18 protein-coding genes and 4 tRNA genes (1 of these 22 running past the window's edge) are annotated in these 21,371 nt (G+C 66.2%); 7 read left to right on the top strand and 15 right to left on the bottom strand.

Features of this window, described 5'->3' with window-relative positions; translation table 11 throughout:
- Positions 1-5 precede the first annotated feature (5 nt).
- Positions 6-692: a hypothetical protein gene (locus F3I16_RS08450; protein ID WP_160493265.1), complete on the bottom strand. Its 687-nt coding sequence runs from the start codon at positions 690-692 to the stop codon at positions 6-8.
- A gap of 287 nt (positions 693-979) precedes the next feature.
- Positions 980-2,896, bottom strand: a complete 1,917-nt coding sequence (locus F3I16_RS08445) for an ATP-binding cassette domain-containing protein (protein WP_160493264.1) — start codon at positions 2,894-2,896, stop codon at positions 980-982.
- A 183-nt stretch (positions 2,897-3,079) separates the two neighbouring features.
- On the opposite strand from F3I16_RS08445, the gene F3I16_RS08440 reads away from it, so the two are divergent.
- Positions 3,080-5,008 (top strand): transglycosylase SLT domain-containing protein, encoded by a 1,929-nt coding sequence (locus F3I16_RS08440; protein WP_160493263.1) that lies wholly within the window; start codon positions 3,080-3,082, stop codon positions 5,006-5,008.
- A gap of 97 nt (positions 5,009-5,105) precedes the next feature.
- Here F3I16_RS08440 and F3I16_RS08435 read toward each other — a convergent pair whose 3' ends face one another.
- The 6 genes from F3I16_RS08435 to F3I16_RS08410 form a co-directional block, all read right to left on the bottom strand.
- Positions 5,106-5,918, bottom strand: a complete 813-nt coding sequence (locus tag F3I16_RS08435) for an MOSC domain-containing protein (protein WP_160493262.1) — start codon at positions 5,916-5,918, stop codon at positions 5,106-5,108.
- A gap of 68 nt (positions 5,919-5,986) precedes the next feature.
- Positions 5,987-6,913 carry a chemotaxis protein CheV gene (locus F3I16_RS08430; protein ID WP_160493261.1) on the bottom strand — a complete coding sequence of 309 codons (927 nt, stop codon included), beginning with the start codon at positions 6,911-6,913 and terminating at the stop codon, positions 5,987-5,989.
- A gap of 127 nt (positions 6,914-7,040) precedes the next feature.
- A complete protein-coding gene (gene yegS / locus F3I16_RS08425) occupies positions 7,041-7,943 on the bottom strand; it encodes a lipid kinase YegS (protein ID WP_160493260.1) in 903 nt (300 codons plus the stop codon).
- A gap of 77 nt (positions 7,944-8,020) precedes the next feature.
- Positions 8,021-9,580, bottom strand: coding sequence for an FGGY-family carbohydrate kinase (locus tag F3I16_RS08420; protein ID WP_160493259.1), 1,560 nt, complete (start codon positions 9,578-9,580; stop codon positions 8,021-8,023).
- An 18-nt stretch (positions 9,581-9,598) separates the two neighbouring features.
- Entirely contained in the window at positions 9,599-11,173 is a 1,575-nt protein-coding gene (locus F3I16_RS08415) for a glycerol-3-phosphate dehydrogenase/oxidase (protein ID WP_160493258.1), read from the bottom strand.
- Between the two features lie 2 nt (positions 11,174-11,175).
- Positions 11,176-12,774: an FAD-binding oxidoreductase gene (locus F3I16_RS08410; protein WP_160493257.1), complete on the bottom strand. Its 1,599-nt coding sequence runs from the start codon at positions 12,772-12,774 to the stop codon at positions 11,176-11,178.
- Positions 12,775-12,900: 126 nt separating this feature from the next.
- Here F3I16_RS08410 and F3I16_RS08405 point away from each other — a divergent pair, with 126 nt between their 5' ends.
- Positions 12,901-13,929, top strand: a complete 1,029-nt coding sequence (locus F3I16_RS08405) for an AraC family transcriptional regulator (protein ID WP_160493256.1) — start codon at positions 12,901-12,903, stop codon at positions 13,927-13,929.
- A gap of 118 nt (positions 13,930-14,047) precedes the next feature.
- Here F3I16_RS08405 and glp read toward each other — a convergent pair whose 3' ends face one another.
- Both glp and moaB read right to left on the bottom strand, forming a co-directional pair.
- Positions 14,048-15,244: a gephyrin-like molybdotransferase Glp gene (gene glp, locus F3I16_RS08400; protein WP_160493255.1), complete on the bottom strand. Its 1,197-nt coding sequence runs from the start codon at positions 15,242-15,244 to the stop codon at positions 14,048-14,050.
- Positions 15,241-15,780, bottom strand: coding sequence for a molybdenum cofactor biosynthesis protein B (gene moaB, locus F3I16_RS08395; protein ID WP_160493254.1), 540 nt, complete (start codon positions 15,778-15,780; stop codon positions 15,241-15,243). Before moaB ends, glp begins: the two co-directional genes overlap by 4 nt.
- 65 nt (positions 15,781-15,845) lie before the next feature.
- On the opposite strand from moaB, the gene mobA reads away from it, so the two are divergent.
- Positions 15,846-16,478 (top strand): molybdenum cofactor guanylyltransferase MobA, encoded by a 633-nt coding sequence (gene mobA, locus F3I16_RS08390; RefSeq protein ID WP_160493253.1) that lies wholly within the window; start codon positions 15,846-15,848, stop codon positions 16,476-16,478.
- A 112-nt stretch (positions 16,479-16,590) separates the two neighbouring features.
- Positions 16,591-16,667, top strand: a tRNA-Pro gene (locus F3I16_RS08385).
- A 104-nt stretch (positions 16,668-16,771) separates the two neighbouring features.
- Here F3I16_RS08385 and F3I16_RS08380 read toward each other — a convergent pair.
- Entirely contained in the window at positions 16,772-17,311 is a 540-nt protein-coding gene (locus F3I16_RS08380; protein WP_160493252.1) for a methylated-DNA--[protein]-cysteine S-methyltransferase, read from the bottom strand.
- A 101-nt stretch (positions 17,312-17,412) separates the two neighbouring features.
- On the opposite strand from F3I16_RS08380, the gene F3I16_RS08375 reads away from it, so the two are divergent.
- Complete coding sequence (locus F3I16_RS08375) at positions 17,413-17,814, top strand: hypothetical protein (protein ID WP_160493251.1); 402 nt, start codon at positions 17,413-17,415, stop codon at positions 17,812-17,814.
- 196 nt (positions 17,815-18,010) lie between these two features.
- Here the strand turns inward: F3I16_RS08375 and F3I16_RS08370 are convergent.
- Positions 18,011-18,087, bottom strand: a tRNA-Arg gene (locus tag F3I16_RS08370).
- Positions 18,088-18,449: 362 nt separating this feature from the next.
- Here F3I16_RS08370 and F3I16_RS08365 point away from each other — a divergent pair.
- Positions 18,450-18,776 carry an Arc family DNA-binding protein gene (locus F3I16_RS08365; protein ID WP_160493250.1) on the top strand — a complete coding sequence of 109 codons (327 nt, stop codon included), beginning with the start codon at positions 18,450-18,452 and terminating at the stop codon, positions 18,774-18,776.
- A gap of 91 nt (positions 18,777-18,867) precedes the next feature.
- Here F3I16_RS08365 and mgtE read toward each other — a convergent pair whose 3' ends face one another.
- Positions 18,868-20,310: a magnesium transporter gene (gene mgtE, locus F3I16_RS08360; protein ID WP_160493249.1), complete on the bottom strand. Its 1,443-nt coding sequence runs from the start codon at positions 20,308-20,310 to the stop codon at positions 18,868-18,870.
- A 318-nt stretch (positions 20,311-20,628) separates the two neighbouring features.
- Between mgtE and F3I16_RS08355 the strand changes: the two genes are divergently transcribed.
- Positions 20,629-21,129 carry a DUF4124 domain-containing protein gene (locus F3I16_RS08355; RefSeq protein ID WP_160493248.1) on the top strand — a complete coding sequence of 167 codons (501 nt, stop codon included), beginning with the start codon at positions 20,629-20,631 and terminating at the stop codon, positions 21,127-21,129.
- 40 nt (positions 21,130-21,169) lie between these two features.
- On the opposite strand, the gene F3I16_RS08350 is transcribed toward F3I16_RS08355, so the two are convergent.
- Together F3I16_RS08350 and F3I16_RS21075 are read right to left on the bottom strand one after the other, a co-directional pair.
- Positions 21,170-21,246 (bottom strand) — tRNA-Arg (locus tag F3I16_RS08350).
- Positions 21,247-21,318: 72 nt separating this feature from the next.
- Positions 21,319-21,371: transfer RNA gene (locus F3I16_RS21075), tRNA-Arg, on the bottom strand; it runs 124 nt beyond the window's last position.

Genomic DNA, 21,371 nt, shown 5'->3' with positions numbered 1-21,371 from the left:
GCGCCCTATTCGATGGCCTCGCCGGCGCTCATGACCAGCGGACGGATCTTCTGCAGCTGGGTTTCCAGCGACACCGTCATGCTCGACGACATGGAGAAGAAGGTCAGGAAGGCCTTGAGGTTGGAGTCACCCTCACAGGTGTCGTGGATGCGCTGCCAGAAGGCCTGATTGACCAGTTGCAGCTGCTGGAACTGCTTGACCAGGCCCTTCAGCTCCCAGTCCGGGCGGCGCCCTTCGCGAAAGTTGAAATATTGCCGTGCCAGGTACAGGGAAATGGTGCGCAGGATGAACTCCTGGCTGCTGGCGAACGGCAGGTGGTTGTGCGCCATCGGCTTGAGACGCGCCAGCACCGGACAGGCGCACGTCGCCATGATCACCCCGAGCAGCGAGCGCAAGCCCTCCTCCAGGCTGACCTGCTTGCTGTATTCGCGCTCCGGCGTGCGCACCCAGACCTGCGCCTTCTTCACGGCAGGCAGGCCATGGAAATCCTCGATCACCCGATGCAGATCGACGGCCGCCGGGCAGTGGCTGAACTCGTTTTTATTCAGCGGGCAGTTGCTGCACTGATTGTGTTCCAGGCGCGTCCATTTCGGCGTCGCCTCGGCCCCCTGGTGATCATATTGCCGGTCCAGCTCAATCCTGTAGCTGAACTGATGGTTGTCATCCAGAGTAATACGGTACTCAATCGCCATGCGTGTCTCCGACAGGCTACTGGGGGCTGTTGATGTGTTGTCGCAAACCGCGTTGCCGCCTCAAATTACGCCAGGCAAGGCGCGGGACGCAGGCAATGGTCACTCCCTTGCCAAGTCCCGCAACACCGCATGGCGTGATTTGAGGCGCAACCCAAAGGGACGGGCCGGTTTTTTGCGCGGCACGTCGTTACTCGTCGCTCATTTGGAATAACCAAACTTCACTCATCGTGCCTAGCTCCGCGCAAAAACCGGCTCCGTCGCGGCTGCGACAACACATCAACAGCCCCCTAGGCTTCCAATTCGGCCCAACGCTCCAAGAGTTGGTCCAGTTCTTCTTGCAGGCTCTGCAGACGATCCAGCACGGCCGCGGTGGTAGCCGCCGGCTGCTGGTAGAACGCCGGATCGGCGATCTGCGTCTGCAACGCTGCCAGCTGGGTTTCGAGGGCGTCGATCTGCCCGGGAATGGCCTCCAGCTCACGCTGCAGCTTGTAGCTGAGCTTCTTCTTTGCCGCCGCCGGCGCTTGCGCCACGGCTTCTGCCACTGGCGCAGCGGGTGCCACCGCGCTCAGTTCGGCCTTGCCCGACTTGCTCTCGCCCACGCCCAGCAGGCGCGGCGAGCCGCCCTGGCGCAGCCAGTCCTGGTAACCGCCGACATACTCACGCACCCGGCCTTCACCCTCGAACACCAGGGTGCTGGTCACCACGTTGTCGAGGAAGGCCCGGTCGTGACTGACCATCAGCACGGTACCGGGGAAATTCAGCAGTACTTCTTCGAGCAGCTCGAGGGTTTCCACGTCGAGGTCGTTGGTCGGTTCGTCCAGCACCAGCAGGTTGGCCGGCTTGCTGAACAGCTTGGCCAGCAACAGACGTGCCCGCTCGCCCCCGGACAGTGCCTTGACCGGCGTGCGAGCCCGCTGCGGGCTGAACAGGAAGTCGTCCAGGTAGCTCAGTACATGGCGGCTCTGGCCGTCGATGGTGATGAAGTCGCGACCCTCGGCGACGTTGTCGATCACCGTCTTTTCCGGTTCCAGCTGGTGACGCAATTGGTCGAAATACGCCACTTCCAGCTTGGTCCCGACCTCGATCTTGCCGCTGGTCGGCTGCAGATCGCCGAGCAACAGCTTGAGCAGGGTGGTCTTGCCGGTGCCGTTGGCGCCGAGCAGACCGATGCGGTCGGAACGCTGCAGGACGAAGGAGAAGTCGTCGACCAGCTTAGGCCCGCCGGGATGGGCGAAGCTGACATGCTCGACCACCATCACCTGCTTGCCGGACTTGTCCGCGGTTTCCAGCTGGATATTGGCCTTGCCCTGGCGCTCGCGCCGCTCGCTGCGTTCCTGGCGCATGGCCTTGAGCGCGCGCACGCGGCCCTCGTTGCGGGTACGCCGGGCCTTGATGCCCTGGCGAATCCACACTTCTTCCTGGGCCAGGCGCTTGTCGAACAGGGCATTGGCGGTTTCTTCCGCGGCCAGCTGCTGCTCCTTGTGCACCAGGAAGCTGGCGTAGTCGCCGTTCCAGTCGATCAGGCCGCCGCGATCCAGTTCGAGGATGCGCGTGGCCAGGTTCTGCAGGAAGGAACGGTCGTGGGTGATGAACAGCACGGCGCCGTTGAAGCCGAGCAGCGCCTCTTCCAGCCAGGCGATGGCGCCGATGTCCAGGTGGTTGGTCGGTTCGTCGAGCAGCAACAGGTCCGGCTCGGACACCAGCGCCTGGGCCAGCAGCACGCGGCGGCGCCAGCCACCGGAGAGCTCGGCCAGGGTCTTGTCGGCCGGAAGCTGCAGGCGGCTCAGGGTGCTGTCGACCAGTTGCTGCAGGCGCCAGCCGTCCTTGGCCTCCAGCTCCTGCTGCACATGCATGAGCTTGGTCAGGTCTTCGTCGGTATGGATGTTCTGGCTGAGATGATGGTACTGGGCGAGCAGCTCGCCGACGCCGGCCAGGCCCTCGGCCACCACGTCGAACACCGTCCGCTCGTCGGCCCGCGGCAATTCCTGCGGCAGTTCGCCGATCTTCAGCCCGGGCGCGCGCCAGATCTCGCCGTCATCGGGCATCTGGTCGCCCTTGACTAGGCGCAGCATGCTCGACTTGCCCGTGCCGTTGCGCCCGATGATGCACGCCCGCTCGCCGCGGGCGATCTGCCAGGACACCTTATCCAGCAGCGGCATGGCGCCGTAGGCCAGGGAAACATCGGTGAACTTGAGCAGGGTCATGACGGGCAACTTCCAAAAAACCGGGGACGCATTCTAACCGAGTTACCGGCAAACCTTGCTGGCATTTATGCATCATGCTTCACGCCCTGCCCCGGCGCTTTCGCCTGCGGCGCGCAAAAGGCTAAGCTAGGCGTATCGGTGCCCACTCACGCGCACTTGTTCTGTCTTTTGTTCGGAAGTGTCATGTACCGTTCCCTGCTCAGCCTGTGTTCCTGCCTGCTTCTCGGCACCCTCAGCCTCACCTGCGCCCAGGCCGCCAGCCTGCCCCAGCAACGCCAGATGTACGACGAAGCCAAGCGCGCCCTGGCCAAGGGCAACAAGGAACCCTACCTGCGCTATGCCGAGGCCCTGCGCGACTACCCGCTGGAGCCCTACCTGGCCTACGACGAGCTGACCGCCCGGCTGAAATGGGCAAGCAACGAGGAAATCGAGAAATTCCTCGCCGAGCACGGCGACCTGCCGCAGGCCGGCTGGATGAAGCTGCGCTGGTTGCGCTGGCTGGCCGAGCGCGGCGACTGGCAGACCTTCATCAACCACTACGATCCCAAGCTGAACTTCACCGAGCTGGACTGCCTGTACGGCCAGTACCAGCTCAAGCACGGCATGAAGGCCGAAGGCAATGTCACTGCGGAGAAGCTCTGGCTGGTCGGCAAGTCCCAGCCGGAAGCCTGCGACGTGCTGTTCAACATCTGGCGTGACGATGGCCAGCTGACCGAGGAACGCCGCTGGAAACGCGCCAAGCTGGCCGCCGAAGCGCGCAACTACGGCCTGGCCAGCTACCTGGTGAAAGGCCTGCCGAGCTACGACAAGCAAGGCAAGCTGCTTCTGGAAGTGGCGCAGAAGCCCCTCCTGCTGAACCAGACCGCCCGCTTCGTCCCGGCCGATCGCGCCATGGCCGATGTGGTCGGTCTCGGCCTGCGCCGCCTGGCACGCCAGGACCCGGACAAGGCCCTGAGCCTGCTCGACGTCTACGCCCGCACGATGAAGTTCTCCGACGAGGAAAAGGTCGCCATCGCACGCGAGATCGGCCTGACCCTGGCCCGCCGCTTCGACATGCGCGGCCTCGACGTGATGGCCCAGTACGACCCGCAGCTGCGCGACAACACCGTATCCGAGTGGCGCGCCCGCCTGCTGCTGCGCCACGGGCGCTGGGACGACGCCTACCAGCTGACCAGCCGCCTGCCTGCCGAGCTGGCCGCCACCAGCCGCTGGCGCTACTGGCAGGCGCGCAGCCTGCAACTGGCCCAGCCGCAGAGCAAGCAGGCCGCGGCCCTGTATCAGCCGCTGGCCAAGGAACGGGATTTCTACGGTTTCCTCGCCGCCGACCGGATCGAGGCGCCCTACAGCCTGAACAACAAGCCGATGGCCATCGACCCGCGCGTCATGCAGAAGGTGCGCAACACCGCCGGCATCCGCCGCGCCCTGGAATTCCACGACCGCGGCCAGATCGTCGACGGGCGCCGCGAGTGGTACCACGTCAGCCGCCTGTTCAGCCGCGAGGAGATGGTCGCCCAGGCCAAGCTGGCCTACGACAAGCAGTGGTACTTCCCGGCCATCCGCACCATCAGCCAGGCCCAGTACTGGGACGACCTGGATATCCGCTTCCCCATGGCGCACCGGGCCAGCCTGACCCAGCAGGCCAAGCTGCGCGGTCTGCACTCCAGCTGGGTGTTCGCCATCACCCGCCAGGAAAGCGCCTTCATGGCCGACGCCCGCTCGCCGGTCGGCGCCATGGGCCTGATGCAGCTGATGCCGGCCACCGCCAAGGAAACTGCGCGCAAGTTCGGCATTCCCCTGGCCAACCCGCAGCAGGCCCTGGTGCCGGAGAAGAACATCCAGCTCGGCGCCGCCTACCTGAGCCAGGTGCATGGCCAGTTCAACGGCAATCGCGTGCTCGCCTCGGCCGCTTACAACGCCGGCCCGGGCCGCGTGCGCCAGTGGCTGAAGGGTGCCGACCACCTGGCCTTCGACGTATGGGTGGAGAACATCCCGTTCGACGAAACCCGCCAGTACGTGCAGAACGTGCTGTCCTACTCGGTGATCTACGGGCAGAAGCTCAACGCCCCCACGCCGCTGGTGGACTGGCATGAACGTTTCTTCGACGATCAGTGAAATGCAAACGGGCGCCCAGGGCGCCCGTTTCGTTTGAGCCATGCGCGACCGAGCGCAGGGCTTCGCGGCTGAAGCCGCTCCTACGCGGGGCCGGAGGCTATTCCAGCACCTCCACCGGCATGCCGACCTGCAGCTCGCCGACTCCGCGCGGCAACAGGTTCTGCCCGAAGTACACCTCGCCATCGCGCTCGCGGTAGGTCTTCAGGGTGGCCAGCGGTTCGCGGTCGGCGCTGCGCTCGCCGGTCTGCGGGTCGACGGTGGTCAGCACGCAGCGACTGCAGCCCTTGGCCACCTCGAACTCCAGCGCACCGATGCGGATGCGCTTCCAGCCGTCCTCGGCAAAGGCTGCGCTGCCCTGCACCACCAGATTGGGCCGAAAGCGCAGCATCTCCAGCGGCCGGCCGACCCGCGCACTCAAGTCATCCAGCGAGCCCTGGCCGATCAGCAGCAGCGGGAAGCCATCGGCGAAGGCCACCTTGTCGCCGGGCCGGGCATACTGGGTGTCGACCTGGCGCGCGCGACTCTCCGGCACCTGCACCAGGCGGCAGGCGCGCCCGATAAAGGCGCTCAGCCACTCGGCGGCGGCATCGCCGGCATCCGGCACGCTCAGGCTGTCGCGCCAGACGCTGACCTCGCGCAGGTTGCCGTCAGCCTCCGGCAGCGCCACCTCCAGGCTGCTGCGCCCCGGCGCACTCAGGGTCAGCCCGCCCGCGGCGCTCCACAGGGCGGACAGCTGGCTCATCTGCGGCAACAGGCGCTGGGTGAGGAAGCGCCCACTGGCCTCCTCCACCAGCATCCAGCGGCGGTCGCCGGCCAGGCCCAGAGCGCCCAGGCGCGCGCTGGCCAGGCTTTCGGCCTGGCCCGACTTGAGGGGGTAGCGATAGAGAGCAGCGAGGTGCATGGCCGGCATCCTTGAGGGCAAAGATGCCGGTTATACGGCGCACGGGGCGACAGCTCAAGCCCGCCGTGTGCGGCGCACTACTCGTCGAGCAGCAGGCGCTGGCGAATCACGTCGACCAGCTTGTCCGGCTGGAACTTGGAAAGGAAGTTGTCGCAGCCGACCTTCTTCACCATGGCCTCGTTGAAACTGCCGGACAGCGAGGTGTGCAGCACCACGTACAGGTCTTTCAGGCGCGGATCGTTGCGGATCTCGGTGGTCAGCCGGTAGCCGTCCATCTCCGGCATTTCCGCATCGGTGAAGATCATCAGCAGCTTGTCGGTCATCACCTCGCCGCTGTCGGCCCACTTCTTCAGCTGCTGCAAGCCCTTGAGGCCGTCGCTGGCGCTGTGGGTGCGGATCCCCAGCTGGGCCAGGGTCTCGCGCAGCTGGTTGAGGGCCACGCTGGAGTCGTCCACCAGCAGCACTTCGCGACCGCTGGCCTTGGCCAGCAGCGGGTCGGCCAGCTTCTCGTCGGAGACCTTGGTGCTCATCGGCGCGATTTCCGAGAGCACCTTCTCCACATCGATGATCTCGACGATCTGCTCGTCGACCTTGGTGATGGCGGTCAGGTAATGCTGGCGCCCGGCGCCACCGGGCGGCGGCTGGATGGTTTCCCAGTTGAGGTTGAGGATGCGATCCACCCCGCCGACCAGGAAGGCCTGCACCGAGCGGTTGTACTCGGTGACGATGATGGTGCTGTTCTCCCCCGGGGTCAGCGGACGCATGCCGATCGCCTGGGACAGGTCGATCACCGGCAGGGTCTGCCCGCGCAGGTTGACCACCCCGCAGACGTGCGGGTGGCGGTGCGGCATCAGGGTCAACTTGGGCAGCTGCAGGACTTCCTGGACCTTGAACACGTTGATGGCGAACAGTTGCCTGCCGGCCAGACGGAACATGAGGATTTCCAGGCGGTTCTCGCCCACCAGCTGGGTGCGTTGATCCACGGTATCGAGAATGCCGGCCATTGCGCGCTCCTGTTAACTGAATCGAGTCTAGCCAGTGTATCGGCCGGTTACGGGCGAAATGAAATCGTGGCCAGACGCCATCATGCCTGAGCCGCTACGACGGAACCAGCCTGGCGCCCGCCGCCGCTCAATCCGCCGCGCGCAGCAATGGCGAGCCCGCTGGCAGGTGCATGCGCAGGGCCGCCGGCCGCGCGCTAAAGCGCAGGTGCTTGCTCTCCAGCGGCTCGCCGTCCAGGTTGATGTCCAGCCCTTCGGCGGCCTCCACTTCGACCCAGGGCAGTCGCGCGCTGAGCGACACCGACTCCAGGCCGAGAATCCCGCCGGACAGCAGCGTGCCCAGGGTGCCGCCCAAATCCGGCGAAGCCGGCACGATGCAGATATCCAGCAGCCCATCGTCCACCCGCGCCTGCGGGCACAGCACATGCCCGCCACCGGCCTGGCGCCCGTTGCCGATGCCGAGGGCGAGGAACTCGCCTTCCCAGGCGAAGCCCGGCCCGCGGAAACGGCCGAAGGCCGAGTGCACCTCGGAGAAGCGCGTCAGCCCGGTGAGGAAATAGGCGGCGCCGCCGAGCAGTTTCTTAAGCTCTTCCGAGGTATTGGCGGTGATCTTCGAACCGAAGCCGCCGGTGGCCATGTTGAGGAACAGCTGGCCGTCCACCTCGCCCAGGTCGATCGACTGCGGCGGCTCATCCAGCAGGGCCAGGGCCTCGCCCGGCAACAGCGGCACGCCGGCGGCGCGGGCGAAGTCGTTGGCCGTGCCCAGCGGCAGCAGCGCCAGAGAGGCCTGCGCAGCGCCGAGGGCCATGGCCTCGGCGACATCGCGCAGGGTGCCGTCGCCGCCACCGGCAATCAGGGTCGAATAACCGGCGGCCAGCGCCTCGTCGACCAGGCGCGCGGCGTCGCCGGCCTCCCAGGTCAGGCGCACGGCCAGCTCCCAGCCGGCCTCGCGCCGCGCCAGCACGGCGGCGCGCACCTCTTCGTTGAGTGCCTGCTTGCCATGCAGGATCAGCAGCGCCTTGCGTTCGGCCATGCCCTACTCCTTGTGCAGAATGCACCCGAGTATATGCAGACAGCCCGTTAGGTGCGGAAGTCCCTGGAGTGGCGTAATCAGGCCGGGTAGCCGGTGATCTCGCGGATGCTGCGATACAGCGGGCGTAGCTGCTTGTACATGCGCAGGTAGACCTCGCGGTACAAGCGCTCGTAGACCTGCACCGCCTGCGGATTGGGCTGGAACACCTTGCCCACGCGGGTCATGGCGGCGATGGCCGTGGGGAAGTCCGGATGCAGACCGAGGCCGACGGCGCAGTCGATGGCCGCGCCGAGGCCGGAAGTCTCGTACAGGTGCGGGCGCTCGGCCGGCAGGTTGAAGATGTCGGCGGTCAGTTGCATGGCCGCATCGCTCTGCGAACCACCACCGGAGATGCGCAGGCGGCTGATGCGGGTGCCCGAGCGCCTCTCGATCTTCTCCTTGCCCTGACGCAGGGCGTAGGCCAGGCCTTCGAGAATGGCGCGATACAGGTGCGCGCGGGTGTGCACGTCGCCGAAGCCGATGATCGAGCCCTTGGCCTCCAGCCCCGGCTCGCGGATGCCCGGCGACCAGAACGGCTGCAGCGTCAGGCCCATGGAGCCGGGCGGCACGCTGTTGACCAGTTCGTCGAACAGGGTTTCCGCCTCCACCCCCAGCTCCAGGCCGCGCTGGCGCTCGGCGTGGCCGAACTGCTCCTTGAACCAGCTGACCATCCAGAAGCCGCGAAATATCATGACCTCGGTGTTGTAGTGGTCGGGAATCGCCGCCGGGTACGGCGGGATCAGCGGGATGGTTTCCAGGTAGGTCGAGCGAGTGGTGTTGATGGTCGCCGTGGTGCCGTAGGACAGGCAGGCCGTGCTCGGCTCCACGCCGCCGGCGCCGATCACCTCGCAGGCCTTGTCCGAGGCGGCGGCGATCAGCGGCAGGCCCTCGGGAATGCCGGTGTGCCGGCTGGCGTCGGCCGTGATCGAACCCAGGCGCTCACCCGGCTTGACCAGTTCGGGCAGCATCGACGGCTGGATCGGGATGGCCTGCCACTTCCAGTCGCTGGGCCTGGCCCAGCACAGGCGCTTGTAGTCGAACGGCAGGTAGGCCACGCAACTGCCCACCGAGTCGGCGAAACGGCCGCTCAAACGATGGGTAAGAAAGCCCGACAGCAGCAGGAATTTGTGCGTACTGGCCCAGATCTGCGGCTGCTGCTGGGCGATCCAGTTGGCCTCGGCCTGGGCGCGGAAGTAATCCACCGTCGCCTCTTCGCGGATCAGCTTGAACAGCCAGCCCCAGGGCCCCTTGATGTGCCCGGCCACCTCGGCGCGGCGCTGATCCAGCCAGAGAATGGCCGGGCGCAACGGCTTGCCGGCCTCGTCCACGTTGATCAGGGTGCCGCGCTGGGTGGTCAGCGATACCCCGGCGATCAGGCGCTTGTCGATATCGACGCTGGCCCACAGGCGCCGGCAGGCCTCGCCGAGGCTGGTCCAGTAGTACTCGGGGTCCTGCTCGGCCCAGCCGGGGTGCTCCGAGTAATAGGGTTCGAGCTCGACCTTGCCCTTGCCGAGCAGGTTGCCGGCCAGGTCGAAGAGCAGCGCGCGCACGCTCTGGGTGCCGTTGTCGATGGCCAGCAGATAGCGTTGTTCGGTCACGTCGGTTTCCACGGCAGGTCACGGCAGGCTGTAGCAACGGCGCCACAGCTCCAGATAGCGTTGTTGTTCGGTGTCCCAGCGTGCATCGCTCCAGCCCAGGCGCGGCTGGCACAGGGCACGGATGCGCGGCAGCTCGGCGGCGGCACCTTCGGCCAGCAGCAGGCCGATGCGCGTGCGGCGCAGCAACAGGTCGTCCAGGTGCAGCACCAGCTCGTCGTCGCAGGCCTGGGCCAGCTCGGCCCACAGGGTATCGCTGGCGCCGATGCGCTCGCCACCCAGTTCCTCCAGCAAGGCCGCCAGACATGGCAGCGCCAGTCCATGACGACCGGCCAGGCGGCGCTGCTGCGTGGCACTCAGGCCCGGCAACCGCAGCGGCGCCGACTGATGAAACACCGGCTGTCCGACATCCTCCACCGTCTTGCCGGCAAAGGGCGCACAGGCGCGCAGCACCTCCAAGGCCAGCAGACGGAAAGTGGTCAGCTTGCCGCCGGCCAGGGTCACGCAGCCGGGCTCGACCCACAGGGCGTGCTCGCGCTTCTCGTCCGAGGGTTTGCTGGTGGGCGCCGCGTCCGCACTGACCACCGGCCGCACCCCGGCCCAGCTCGACAGCACATCGCCGCGCGTCACGCCGACCGCGGGGAAGACCTGGGCGCAGGCGGCCAGCAGGTAGTCGACCTCGTCGCTGGTGATACGCGCATCGCGATCCAGCGCTTCGGCGTGATCCAGGTCGGTGGTGCCGATCACCGTGGCGCCTTCCCAGGGGAAGACGAATACCGGGCGCTTGTCCTGCCTATGCATAAAGCTGATCGCCTGGGCCACAGGCAGACGCCAGGCCGGCAGCAGCAGGTGGCTGCCGCGCAGTGGGCGGATATGTTCGCGGCCATCGTGGCGGCGCAGCTCATCGGCCCAGGCGCCGGTGGCCTGAGCCACCACCCGGGCGCGCAAGGCGTAGCGCTGGCCGGACTCGCTGTCCTCGGCCTGCAGTCCTACTACCCGACCGTTCTCGCGCGTCAGTTCGAGCACCCGCAGGCCGTTGAGCGCTTCGCCACCCTCGGCGCGCGCCTCGCCCAAGACCCGCATGACCAGGCGCGCATCGTCGGTCACCGCGTCAAAGAACTGGGTGGCACCCAGCAGTTGTTCGTCCTGCAAACCGGGAGCGAGAAAGCGCAGCTCGCGCAGCGGCTGATAGCGGTGCAGGCGCTGGCCGGCCAGGGCGTCATAGACGCCGAGCAGCCCACCGAAGACCTTGGGCCCGGGAAACTGCCCCTGGTAATGGGGAAACAGGAACGGCAGAGCATCCACCAGCCCCGGCGCCTCGCCGAGCAAACGCTGGCGCTCGCGCACCGAGTCGCGGGTCAGGCCGAGCTGGCCCTTGGCGATATAGCGCAGGCCGCCATGCACCATCTTCGACGAGCGACTGGAGGTGCCCCAGGCGAAATCGCGCTGTTCCAGCAGCAGGCATTTCCAGCCGCGCCGCGCCGCCTCGCGCAGGATGCCGGCGCCGCTGATGCCGCCGCCAACCACGATCAGGTCCCAGTCGCGTGCCGCCAGCTCGGGCAGCGCAGTCTCACGCCAGGCGGCGTTCCAGGCCATCTTCAGTCTTCCAGCAGCACGCCGGGTGCCAGGCGCCCATCCGGGTCGAAATGCTGCGCCATGCTCTTCAGCGCGGCGATACCCAGCGCGCCCTTCTCCGCCTGCAGGTACGGCGCATGGTCGCGGCCGACGCCGTGCTGATGGCTGATGGTGCCGCGGGTGTCGGCAATCGTCCGGCTGGCCGCCTGCTTGAGTTTGCTCCAGCGCGCCAGAGTCTCGCCGTAGCTGCTGCCGGGGCGGAACACGTAGGTGGTGTAGATGCTCGAACCCTGGCCGTAGACATGCGACAGGTGGGTGAACACGTGCACCCGCTCGCCCTCCTCGCTCAGGCCATGACGCAGACTGTCCTCGACCTTGTTCAGCAGGTTGTCGACGTTGCTCCAGTCGGTGGCGGTTTCCAGGGTATCCACCGCGTAACCGGCCTCCCACAGACCGTGGCGCAGGTAGGGGAAACGGAAGCGGTTTTCCGCCCACTTCTTGCCCAGCAGGGTACCGGTGAACACGCCACCCTCGGCGCGCAGGATGCGCTTGGCCTGTTTCACCGACAGGGCGTTCTGCGCCCGGTTGCCGGTGACGCCGAAGGTCAGCATGCATTTGCCGGCGCGGGCGCCGCGCAGGGCCAGGTATTTTTCCAGCCAGGCGATCTGCCCGGGGTGGCCGGCCAGGGCCAGTTGGGTTTCGGTCTCGATGGCGTTGGACAGGCGCAGCATCGACAGCGGCACGCGGGCCTGCACCAGCGCACGGATGCCGGCCAGGGCCTGCTGCCAGCTGGGCAGGAACACGGCGAAGAACTGCTCCTGCTCGGCCAGTCGGGTCACCCGCACCTTGACCTCGGAGATCACCCCGAAGCGCCCTTCCGAACCGAGGATCAGCTCGCGCAGGTCGGGGCCGGCGGCCGAGGCCGGGAAGGTCGGGATTTCCAGAGTGCCGGCGAAGGTCTCCACCTTGCCGCCGGCGAACAGCTGCTCGATGCGCCCGTAGCGCAGCGACTGCTGGCCGCTGGAACGACTGGCGACCCAGCCGCCGAGGGTCGACAACTCCCAGGACTGCGGGAAGTGGCCGAGGGTGTAGCCGCGGGCGCGCAGTTGCGCTTCCACCTGCGGGCCGTTGGCGCCGGGGGCGAAGGTGGCGATCAGGCTGCTCTCGTCGAGGTCGAGCAGCTGGGTCATGCGCTCCAGCGACAGGGTCAGCACCGGTTTTTCGGACTCGACCGGGTTGATATGCCCGGCCACCGAGGTGCCGCCACCGTAGGGGATCACGATCACGTCGTGCTCGCGGGCCCAGGCCAGCAGCTCGCGGATCTGCGCCGGGGTTTCCGGCAGGGCCACGCCGTCGGGGAACACGCCGAAGTCGCCGGAGCGCATGGCCAGCCAGTCCGGCAGGCTCTGCCCGCGGGCATGGCGCACGCGCACCTCGGCGTCCAGGCTGACCAGCGGATGGCGAGCGAGCAGGCGCGACGCCGGCACCCGGGCCAGCACCTGCGCCAGGCTGGCATCGGCCAGCGCCTGGCCCTTACCGACCCGCGCCTCGAGGAAGGCGCCGCCATTGGCCGGCAGCACCACCTGCGTGGCCTCGTCACCCCATCCGTTCCAACGTCGCATCTGCCGCTCCCCTGTGTGTTCCGCTGACCATCGATGGCTGCCTATACTAGCCGGCCGCGTCACCCGGTCACTGTCGGATCGGGACAGCGGTTATCGCCAATCAAGACAAGCAGAACAACAAGAACCATGCTGACCCTTGGCTATACCTCGGTTCCCGCCCTGATCAAATACCTGCGCCATGCCGAACGCCTCGGCCTGGACGTGGAAGCCGTGCGCACGGCGGTCGGCATCAGCGCCGAAGACCTCGCCGACAACGGCAAGCGCATCCCCAGCGAGCTGCACGAGCGCTTGCTCAGCCATCTGCTGGAAGTCTCCGGCGACCCGCTGTTCGGCCTGCGTTCGGCGCAGTTCGTGCAGCCCGGCTACTGGAGCGTGCTCGGCTACATCACCATGAACTGCGCCACCCTGGGCGAAGCCATGAGCCGCATCGTGCCCTACGAGAAACTGGTCGGCGACATGGGCACCAGCCAGCTGCTGGCCGCAGGCGACCACATCAAGCTGGTCTGGAACTGCCGCCACGAACGCCCCGACGTCCGCCGGCACATGGTCGAGGGCGTCCTCGCTTCGTGGATGCTCTATGCGCGCTGGATCGCCGACATGGACAAGTCGCCGCGTGAGGTGTGGATGCAACATGCCCGCCCCGCCGACACCACCCAGTCCGATTACGAAGACGTGTTCGGCTGCCCGGTGCTGTTCGAGCAGCCCTGCAACGCCCTGTTGGTGCCCATGGATTACCTGGTCATTCCGTTGCGCCAGGCCGATGCCAACCTGCTGCGCACCCTAGAAGAACACGCCCTGACCCTGATGGCCGGCCTCGACGACAACGAGCCGCTGCCGCAACGGGTGAAGAACGCCCTGCGCCTGCTGCTCAAGGACGGCCTGCCGCGCAAGGAGAAGGTCGCCGAGAAGTTCCACATGACCGTGCGCACCCTGCAGCGTCACCTGCAGAACGCCGGCACCAGCTACCAGGAAATCCTCGACCAGCTGCGCCAGGAACTGGCCGAGCACTACCTGTTGCGCAGCGACCTGGCGATCGAAGATATCGCCAGCTACCTGGGCTTCACCGAAGCACGCTCGCTGCACCGCAGCTTCAAGGCACGCACCGGCATGACCCCGGGCGAGTACCGCGAGCGGCACAAGGGCAATCTGCTGTAGGGCGGGTGAAACCCGCGCAGCGCCTGGAACCTGGGCGAGCCGCTCTTGCGTAGGGTGCACTGCAGGCCCGCATAGCGTCTCGGTGCGCACGGTGCACCCTACGGGAACGTGGACAGCCCTACCCCAGCAGCTCGCTCAGCGGGATAAAGCGCAGCAGCTCGCCTTCGGCATAGGTCCTGTCTTCCAGCACTTCCACCAGGCCATCGGCCCAGGCGGCGCTGCGCAGCACACCGGAACTCTGGTTCGGATAGAGCACCGCGCGGCCGCCTTCGAGGCGCGCGCGCAGGTACTCGCGGCGCTTGCCGGCCTTGCTCCAGGTGAAACCGGCCGGCACGCCGATGGCCAGCGGCTCGACCGCGACCACGCCCAGGCGGCGTAGCAGATAGGGGCGCGCCAGCAGGCCGAAGGTGACCAGGGTCGAGGCCGGATTACCGGGCAGGCCGATCACCGGCACGCCGCGGTAGTGGCCGCAGGTCAGCGGCTTGCCCGGCTTGATCGCCAGCTTCCACAGGGTCAGCTCGCCGTCTTCCTGCAACACCTGGCCGAGGAAGTCCGCCTCGCCCACCGACACTCCGCCGGTGGACAGGATCAGGTCGACATCGGCCAGCGCCGCCAGGGCATCGCGGGTGCGCTGCAGGTCGTCGGCGAGGATGCCAGCATCCACCACCGCGCAGCCCAGGCGACGCAACCAGGCGCACAGCAGGCTGCGGTTGCTGTTGTAGATCTGCCCCGGCCCCAGCGGCAAGCCGGGCTCGATCAACTCGTCGCCGGTGGATAGCACTGCCACCCGCGGCCGGCGCCGTACCGCCAACTCGGCACGACCCAGCGACGCGGCCAGGCCCAGTTCGACCGGGCCCAGGCGAGTGCCGGCGGCCAGCACCTGCTCGCCTGCACGGGTTTCCTGGCCCTGCGGACGGACGTTCTGCCCCGCCCGCATTGGCTCGCGGAAACGCACCCGGCCATCGGCCAGGACTTCGGCGTTTTCCTGCATCTCCACGCAGTCGGCCCCGGCCGGCAGCGGTGCACCGGTGAAGATCCGCGCGCAGGTGCCCGGCTGCAGCGGCGCGGGCGCCTGGCCGGCGAGGATGCGCTGGCTGACCGGCAGCGGCTCACCCGTGCAGTCGGCCAGGCGCAGGGTGTAGCCGTCCATGGCGCTGTTCGGCCAGGGCGGCAGGTCCAGGTCGGCGATCAGCGCCTCGGCCAGCACGCGGCCATCGGCATCAGCCAGGGGCACATGTTCGCACTCGCCAATCGGCGAGGCCGCGGCCTGGGCCAGCAGTAGCGCCAGGGCCTCCTCGACCGGCAACAGGCTCATCCGCGACTCTCGCAGGCCCCGACCGCCTTGAGGTGCGGCACGAAGTTGCAGGGCCGGTGACGGTTGTCCAACTGCTCGGCGAGGATGCCGTCCCACGCAGTGCGGCAGGCATTGGTCGAGCCCGGCAGGCAGCACACCAGGGTGCCGTTGGCCAGGCCGGCCAAGGCGCGCGACTGGATGGTGGAGGTGCCGATGTCGGCCACGGAAATCTGCCGAAACAGCTCGCCGAAGCCGTCCACCTGCTTGTCCAGCAGGCAGCTCACGGCTTCCGGGGTGCTGTCGCGGCAGGTGAAGCCGGTGCCGCCGGTGATCAGCACCACCTGCACCTGGTCCTCGGCGATCCAGCCAGCGACCTGGGCGCGGATCTTGTACAGGTCGTCCTTCAGCAGCACCCGTGCGGCCAGCGTGTGTCCGGCGGCAGTCAGGCGATCGACGAACAGCTGGCCCGAGGTATCGGTGTCCAGGCTGCGGGTATCACTGACGGTCAAAACGACGATATTCAGCGGCACGAATGCCGCCTCGGCCTTGTGGCTCATGGCGCAATCCGGTTGTGGCGAAAACAGGCCGGTGTTATATCACAGGCCCCAGCCGGAGCACCGCCATGACCGATTCAAGCCCCCTTCCCGCCTGTTCCATCCTGCTCCTGGCCGGCGGTCGCGGACAGCGCATGGGCGGCCAGGACAAGGGCCTGCTGCAATGGCGCGGACAACCGTTGATCGCCCATCTGCACGCCGTGGTGCGCCCGCTGAGCGACGACCTGATCATCTCCTGCAACCGCAACGCCGAGCGCTACGCGGCCTTCGCCGATCAGTTGGTGCAGGATGACGATGGCGAATTCCCCGGCCCGCTGGCCGGCATCCGCTCCGGTCTCAGAGCTGCCCGCCAGCCCTGGCTGCTGATACTGCCCTGCGATGCCCCACTGATCGATGCGGCCCTGCTGCAGGCCATGCGCACCCGCGCCGCCGAGCAACCGGACAAGCCGCTACTGATCTGCCGTGGTGAGCAGTGGGAACCGCTGTTCTGCCTGCTGCCGCTCAGCCTCGCCGGCGCCATCGAACAGGCTTGGCAGGCCGGCGAGCGCAGCCCGCGGCGCCTGTTGCTGCAGCTCGGCGCCCAGGCCCTCGACTGCGCCGCAGACGACCCGCGCCTGGCCAACCTGAACACCCCTGAGCTGTTGGCGGCGAGCGCGGCGGCGCTCGGCCGTAGCACCTGCCCCCTGCGCCCCGCCAGCTAGCCAGCAGCCCCATACCGCGTCCGCACCGAGGCGCAGCGCTCCGTCTGCAAACAAAAATTCAGGCTAACCCCTTGTGCAACAAAACTTTTTCGGTACAATGCGCGCCATTGAACGGAGCGTAGCGCAGCTTGGTAGCGCGTCTCGTTCGGGACGAGAAGGTCGCAGGTTCGAATCCTGTCGCTCCGACCAAATTCCCGAAAGCAGTGAAGCCGCCAGGCAAACTGCTCCGAAAACCGGCCCACAGCGGCCGGTTTTTTCGTTTCTGCCACACAGAAAGCCCCATCGCATCCCACTCAGAGCAGCGACTGCTGGCGCCCCGCTGTCGGCACACCTTCCAGTTCGAGCAAGGCCTGCTTGCGCGCCAGCCCGCCGGCATAGCCGGTCAGACTGCCATCGGCACCGATGATGCGGTGGCACGGCACGATGATCGAGATCGGATTGAGCGCATTGGCCCGACCGATGGCCCGCGCCGAAGTCTTGTGCGGCAGCAGGCGTGCACCCAGCTCGGCATAGGTCAGGGTGACGCCATAGGGCACTTGGCGCAGCCGGCTCCAGACTTCCTGCTGGTAGGGCGTGCCACGGGGCGCCAGAGGCAGATCGAAGACCCGGCGGCGCCCGGCGAAATACTCACCGAGCTGGAGCGCGATCGGCGCCACGGCCACTGCGTCGCGTTGCCAGATGAAGCCCTGCCAGAGCATCGGCGACTGCTGCTCATCGGGCAGAAAGTCCAGACGCAACAACGCGCCCCGCTCATCCACCAGGGCAATCATGCGCCCCAGCGGGGAGTCGAGCAGATCGCCCAGCACCCCACTTCGCTCAACTTGTCGCTGCATTCCATCCACCTGTTGCCTGGCGCACCCAAAAACCCCGGTCGCACGTCAGCCGACGAAGCCCGATAGGCAACAGTGAATGCTGCTCGCTATGATCGGAGGCCATGACGCCCTCACCACCAACCCGCCAACCCTGCCCACCCGGAGCCTGCATCTGCGGGCGCGAACAGCTGCTGGACAGCCCCAGTGCCGACCTGCGCATCCTGCGCCTGACTCGCCCGGAGGAAAAGCGCCTGCTCGAACGCCTGGAAAATATTGCGGACCTGAACGACCTCGAGCATATGCAGCGCCGCATCCACGAGCAGCTGGGCATTCGCCTACAGGTCGCCCCCGGCTTCAACGAAGTCCGCAGCATGCGCGGCATCGTCATCCACATCGACGAACTGCCAGGCCTGTGCCGCAAAACCCGCCAATCGATTCCCGCCGCGATTCGCCGCGGCCTGGAGAAACGCCCGGAAATCGCCTACAGCCTGCTCAACGCCCACGACCTCCTGCGCGACGCCTGAAACAGACAGAAATGCCGGGGAGCGCCCCACTCACATACGCATGCCACCTCGGAGTGAAATGGCAGCATGGGGAAGACCCCGCAGCGGCGGGTCTGAGCGGAGTTTTCTGATTGTCGCCCACACCCTTGCCGCACCCACCCCGCACCCTGGGTGACCCGACGAAAAACTGGGAATCTTCTGACGACTTTGATTGGAATGGTGTCCCAGGGCAGGTTCGAACTGCCAACCTTCCCCTTAGGAGGGGGATGCTCTATCCAATTGAGCTACTGGGACCTGCAACGCGCGGCATGCAACGGCGGAATTTGACCGGGCCGCATGTTAACGGGCATGCCCGCATTTGTCATGCCCAACCCGGCACTAACACGACGCTACTCACGCAGCACAGCATTCTTTACCCCCGTCCCACGCCACAGCCCCAGCGCTTTTGCTGATTGGCACGCATTTCGGACAACTGGTGCTGGCAATGCGCCGGTATTATGCGCAAAATTCGCCGCGTAATTGGCGTCAAATACTCGACCCACCACCGAATCGACGATGCTCAATCGACTGAACGGCTAGTGTCAAATGCTGTCAAAGCAGTAACAATTCCATAGCCAAGTGCCAGCATCGCTTTCCTGAACTAACCGGTTTAATGTATGCGCCCTATGAAACAAGCTATCTATTCCAGCCGTACGGCTGACAAGTTTGTGGTTCGTCTTCCCGACGGCATGCGCGAGCGCATCGCCGACGTGGCGCGCAACCATCATCGCAGCATGAACTCGGAAATCATCGCCCGCCTGGAGCAGACCCTGCTGCAGGAAGGCGCGCTGGGTGACGATCAAGAGCTGCGCCTGGACAGCCCCGAGCTTTCCCTGCACGAACGCGAACTGCTGCAGCGCTTCCGCCAGCTCTCGCATCGCCAGCAGAACGCCCTGGTCGCCCTTATCGCCCACGATACCGAGCTCGCCACCGAGCAGGCATGACACCCCGCAAAAACAAAGAAGCCGGCTTGATTGCCGGCTTTTTTATGACCACGAAAAAGCCGCCCGCAGGCGGCTTCCCTACCCCTCGGACCTATAGCAAAAAGATGGTGGCCAGACCGAGAAAGATGAAGAAGCCACCGCTGTCGGTCATCGCCGTGATCATCACGCTGGCCCCCATCGCCGGATCGCGCCCCATACGCGCCAGGGTCATGGGGATCAGCACGCCCATCAAGGCCGCCAGCAACAGGTTGAGGGTCATCGCCCCGGTCATGACCAGGCCCAGCGACCAGCTGTCGTAGAGCAGGAAGGCAACCACGCCGATCACTCCGCCCCAGACTAGGCCGTTGACCAGCGCCACGCCCAGCTCCTTGCGCATCAGGCGCGAGGTATTGCCGGTACTGATCTGATCCAGCGCCATCGCGCGCACGATCATGGTAATGGTCTGGTTCCCCGAGTTGCCGCCAATCCCGGCCACTATGGGCATCAGCGCCGCCAGGGCCACCAGCTTCTCGATGGAACCCTCAAACAGCCCGATCACGCGGGAAGCGACAAAGGCGGTAATCAGGTTGATCGCCAGCCAGGACCAGCGGTTACCGAGCGATTTCCACACCGAGGCGAAAATATCCTCCTCTTCGCGCAGACCGGCCATGTTGAGCACTTCGGTCTCGCTCTCCTCGCGGATCAGGTCGACCATTTCGTCGATGGTCAGGCGCCCGATCAGCTTGCCGGCAGCATCGACCACCGGCGCGGAAACCAGGTCGTAGCGCTCGAAGGCCTGGGCCGCATCGTAGGCATCCTCATCCGGGCCGAAGCTGACCGGATCGCTGGCCATCACCTCGCCAACCTGCTTGTCCGGATCGTTGACCAGCAGGCGTTTGATCGGCAGCACGCCCTTGAGGATGCCGTCGTAATCGACCACGAATAGTTTGTCGGTATGCCCCGGCAGCTCCTTCAGGCGGCGCAGGTAGCGCAGTACTACCTCGAGACTGACATCCTCGCGAATGGTGACCATTTCGAAGTCCATCAGCGCCCCGACCTGATCCTCCTCGTAGGACAGCGCCGAGCGCACGCGCTCGCGCTGCTGCGCATCGAGGGACTCCATCAGCTCGAGGACCACATCGCGCGGCAGCTCAGGGGCCAGATCCGCCAGCTCGTCGGCGTCCATCTCCTTGGCTGCGGCGAGAATCTCGTGATCATCCATGTCGGCGATCAGCGATTCGCGAACGGCATCGGAAACTTCGAGGAGAATGTCGCCGTCACGCTCAGCCTTGACCAGCTGCCAGACGGCCAGGCGCTCATCGAGCGGCAGGGCTTCCAGAATATGGGCGACGTCGGCCGAGTGCAGCTCATCGAGCTTGCGTTGCAGTTCGGCGAGATTCTGTCGATGGACCAGGTTTTCCACCAGGTCCCGGTGCTGGCCCTCCTGGCGATGCGCCAGGCTTTCGACCAGCCGATGACGATGCAGCAGCTCAACCACCTGGGCCAGGCGGTCCTGCATGCTCTCTTGCGGCTTTTTGGCTTCTACTTCAGTCATATGGCGCGCTCCACCCCAGCAGCAGAGCGCGCCACGGGGATCAATCAGTCAATACGCGATTGGGCAATCGGAATTTTGAGTAACTACTGGGTAAGTCCATGGTGGTATTCCACAAGCCCCGGCGGAGCTGACAGGGCAATGATAGCACTCCAGACCAGCCCATACGCGACAAAATCGTGTCTAGAACAAGCGCTTGCACCACACACTTGAGCAAACTTTGAAAGCACGACTCTGACGCCAGACCGGCACCGCGAGACACCACTGGCGACGGCACAAAGATCGGCTAGGCTTGCCCGGGAACGTCAAGGAGGACGCCCCATGCTGCGATCAATCTGCGCAGGAGTTTGCGCAACCCTGCTATTGCCCACCGCGAATACTCTTGCCTCGACCGTGTTTCGCTGCGAAGACCACAACGGCCACATCACCTACACCCTGCAAGGCTGCCCGACAGATGCCGAACAGGCCCTGCAAAACGCAGACAACCCCACCCCAGGCCGGGGCAAGCCGGTTCCGCTGGCCAAGGACAGGCGCAGCAAGAGCAGCACACGCAAGGGCGACAGTCGCGAGACACCAGTGGTCGTAGTGGGCGAGAAACAGGATGGCTGCGGCAACCGCATCACCGGCAGTCAGCGGCGCAGCGCGATGATTCGTCAGCAGGTGCGCGCCGGCATGACGCGTCGCGACGTCGAAAGCAGCCTGGGCGAGCCTGACAAGATCACCAGCCAGAATGGCCAGACCCGCTACCACTACGCCGACCAGAAGGGCAATCGACGCCAGGTCACCTTCGACGAAGCCGGCTGCGTGAAAGGTAAACGCTGAAATGCAAAAGGCCCACATCGCTGCGGGCCTTTTGGCTTTATGGTGCACTCAGGAGGATTCGAACCTCCGACCGCTCGGTTCGTAGCCGAGTACTCTATCCAGCTGAGCTATGAGTGCAAGTGGCGCTTTTAGACCAGATCACCGCTGGTTGAATCCCGGAACTCCGCATCACCGCGAGAATCCCTTATATGGTGCACTCAGGAGGATTCGAACCTCCGACCGCTCGGTTCGTAGCCGAGTAC

This window comes from Pseudomonas sp. L-22-4S-12 (assembly GCF_009799935.1).
Classification (GTDB): Bacteria; Pseudomonadota; Gammaproteobacteria; order Pseudomonadales; family Pseudomonadaceae; genus Aquipseudomonas.
This window is presented reverse-complemented; position numbering and strand designations above follow the sequence as displayed.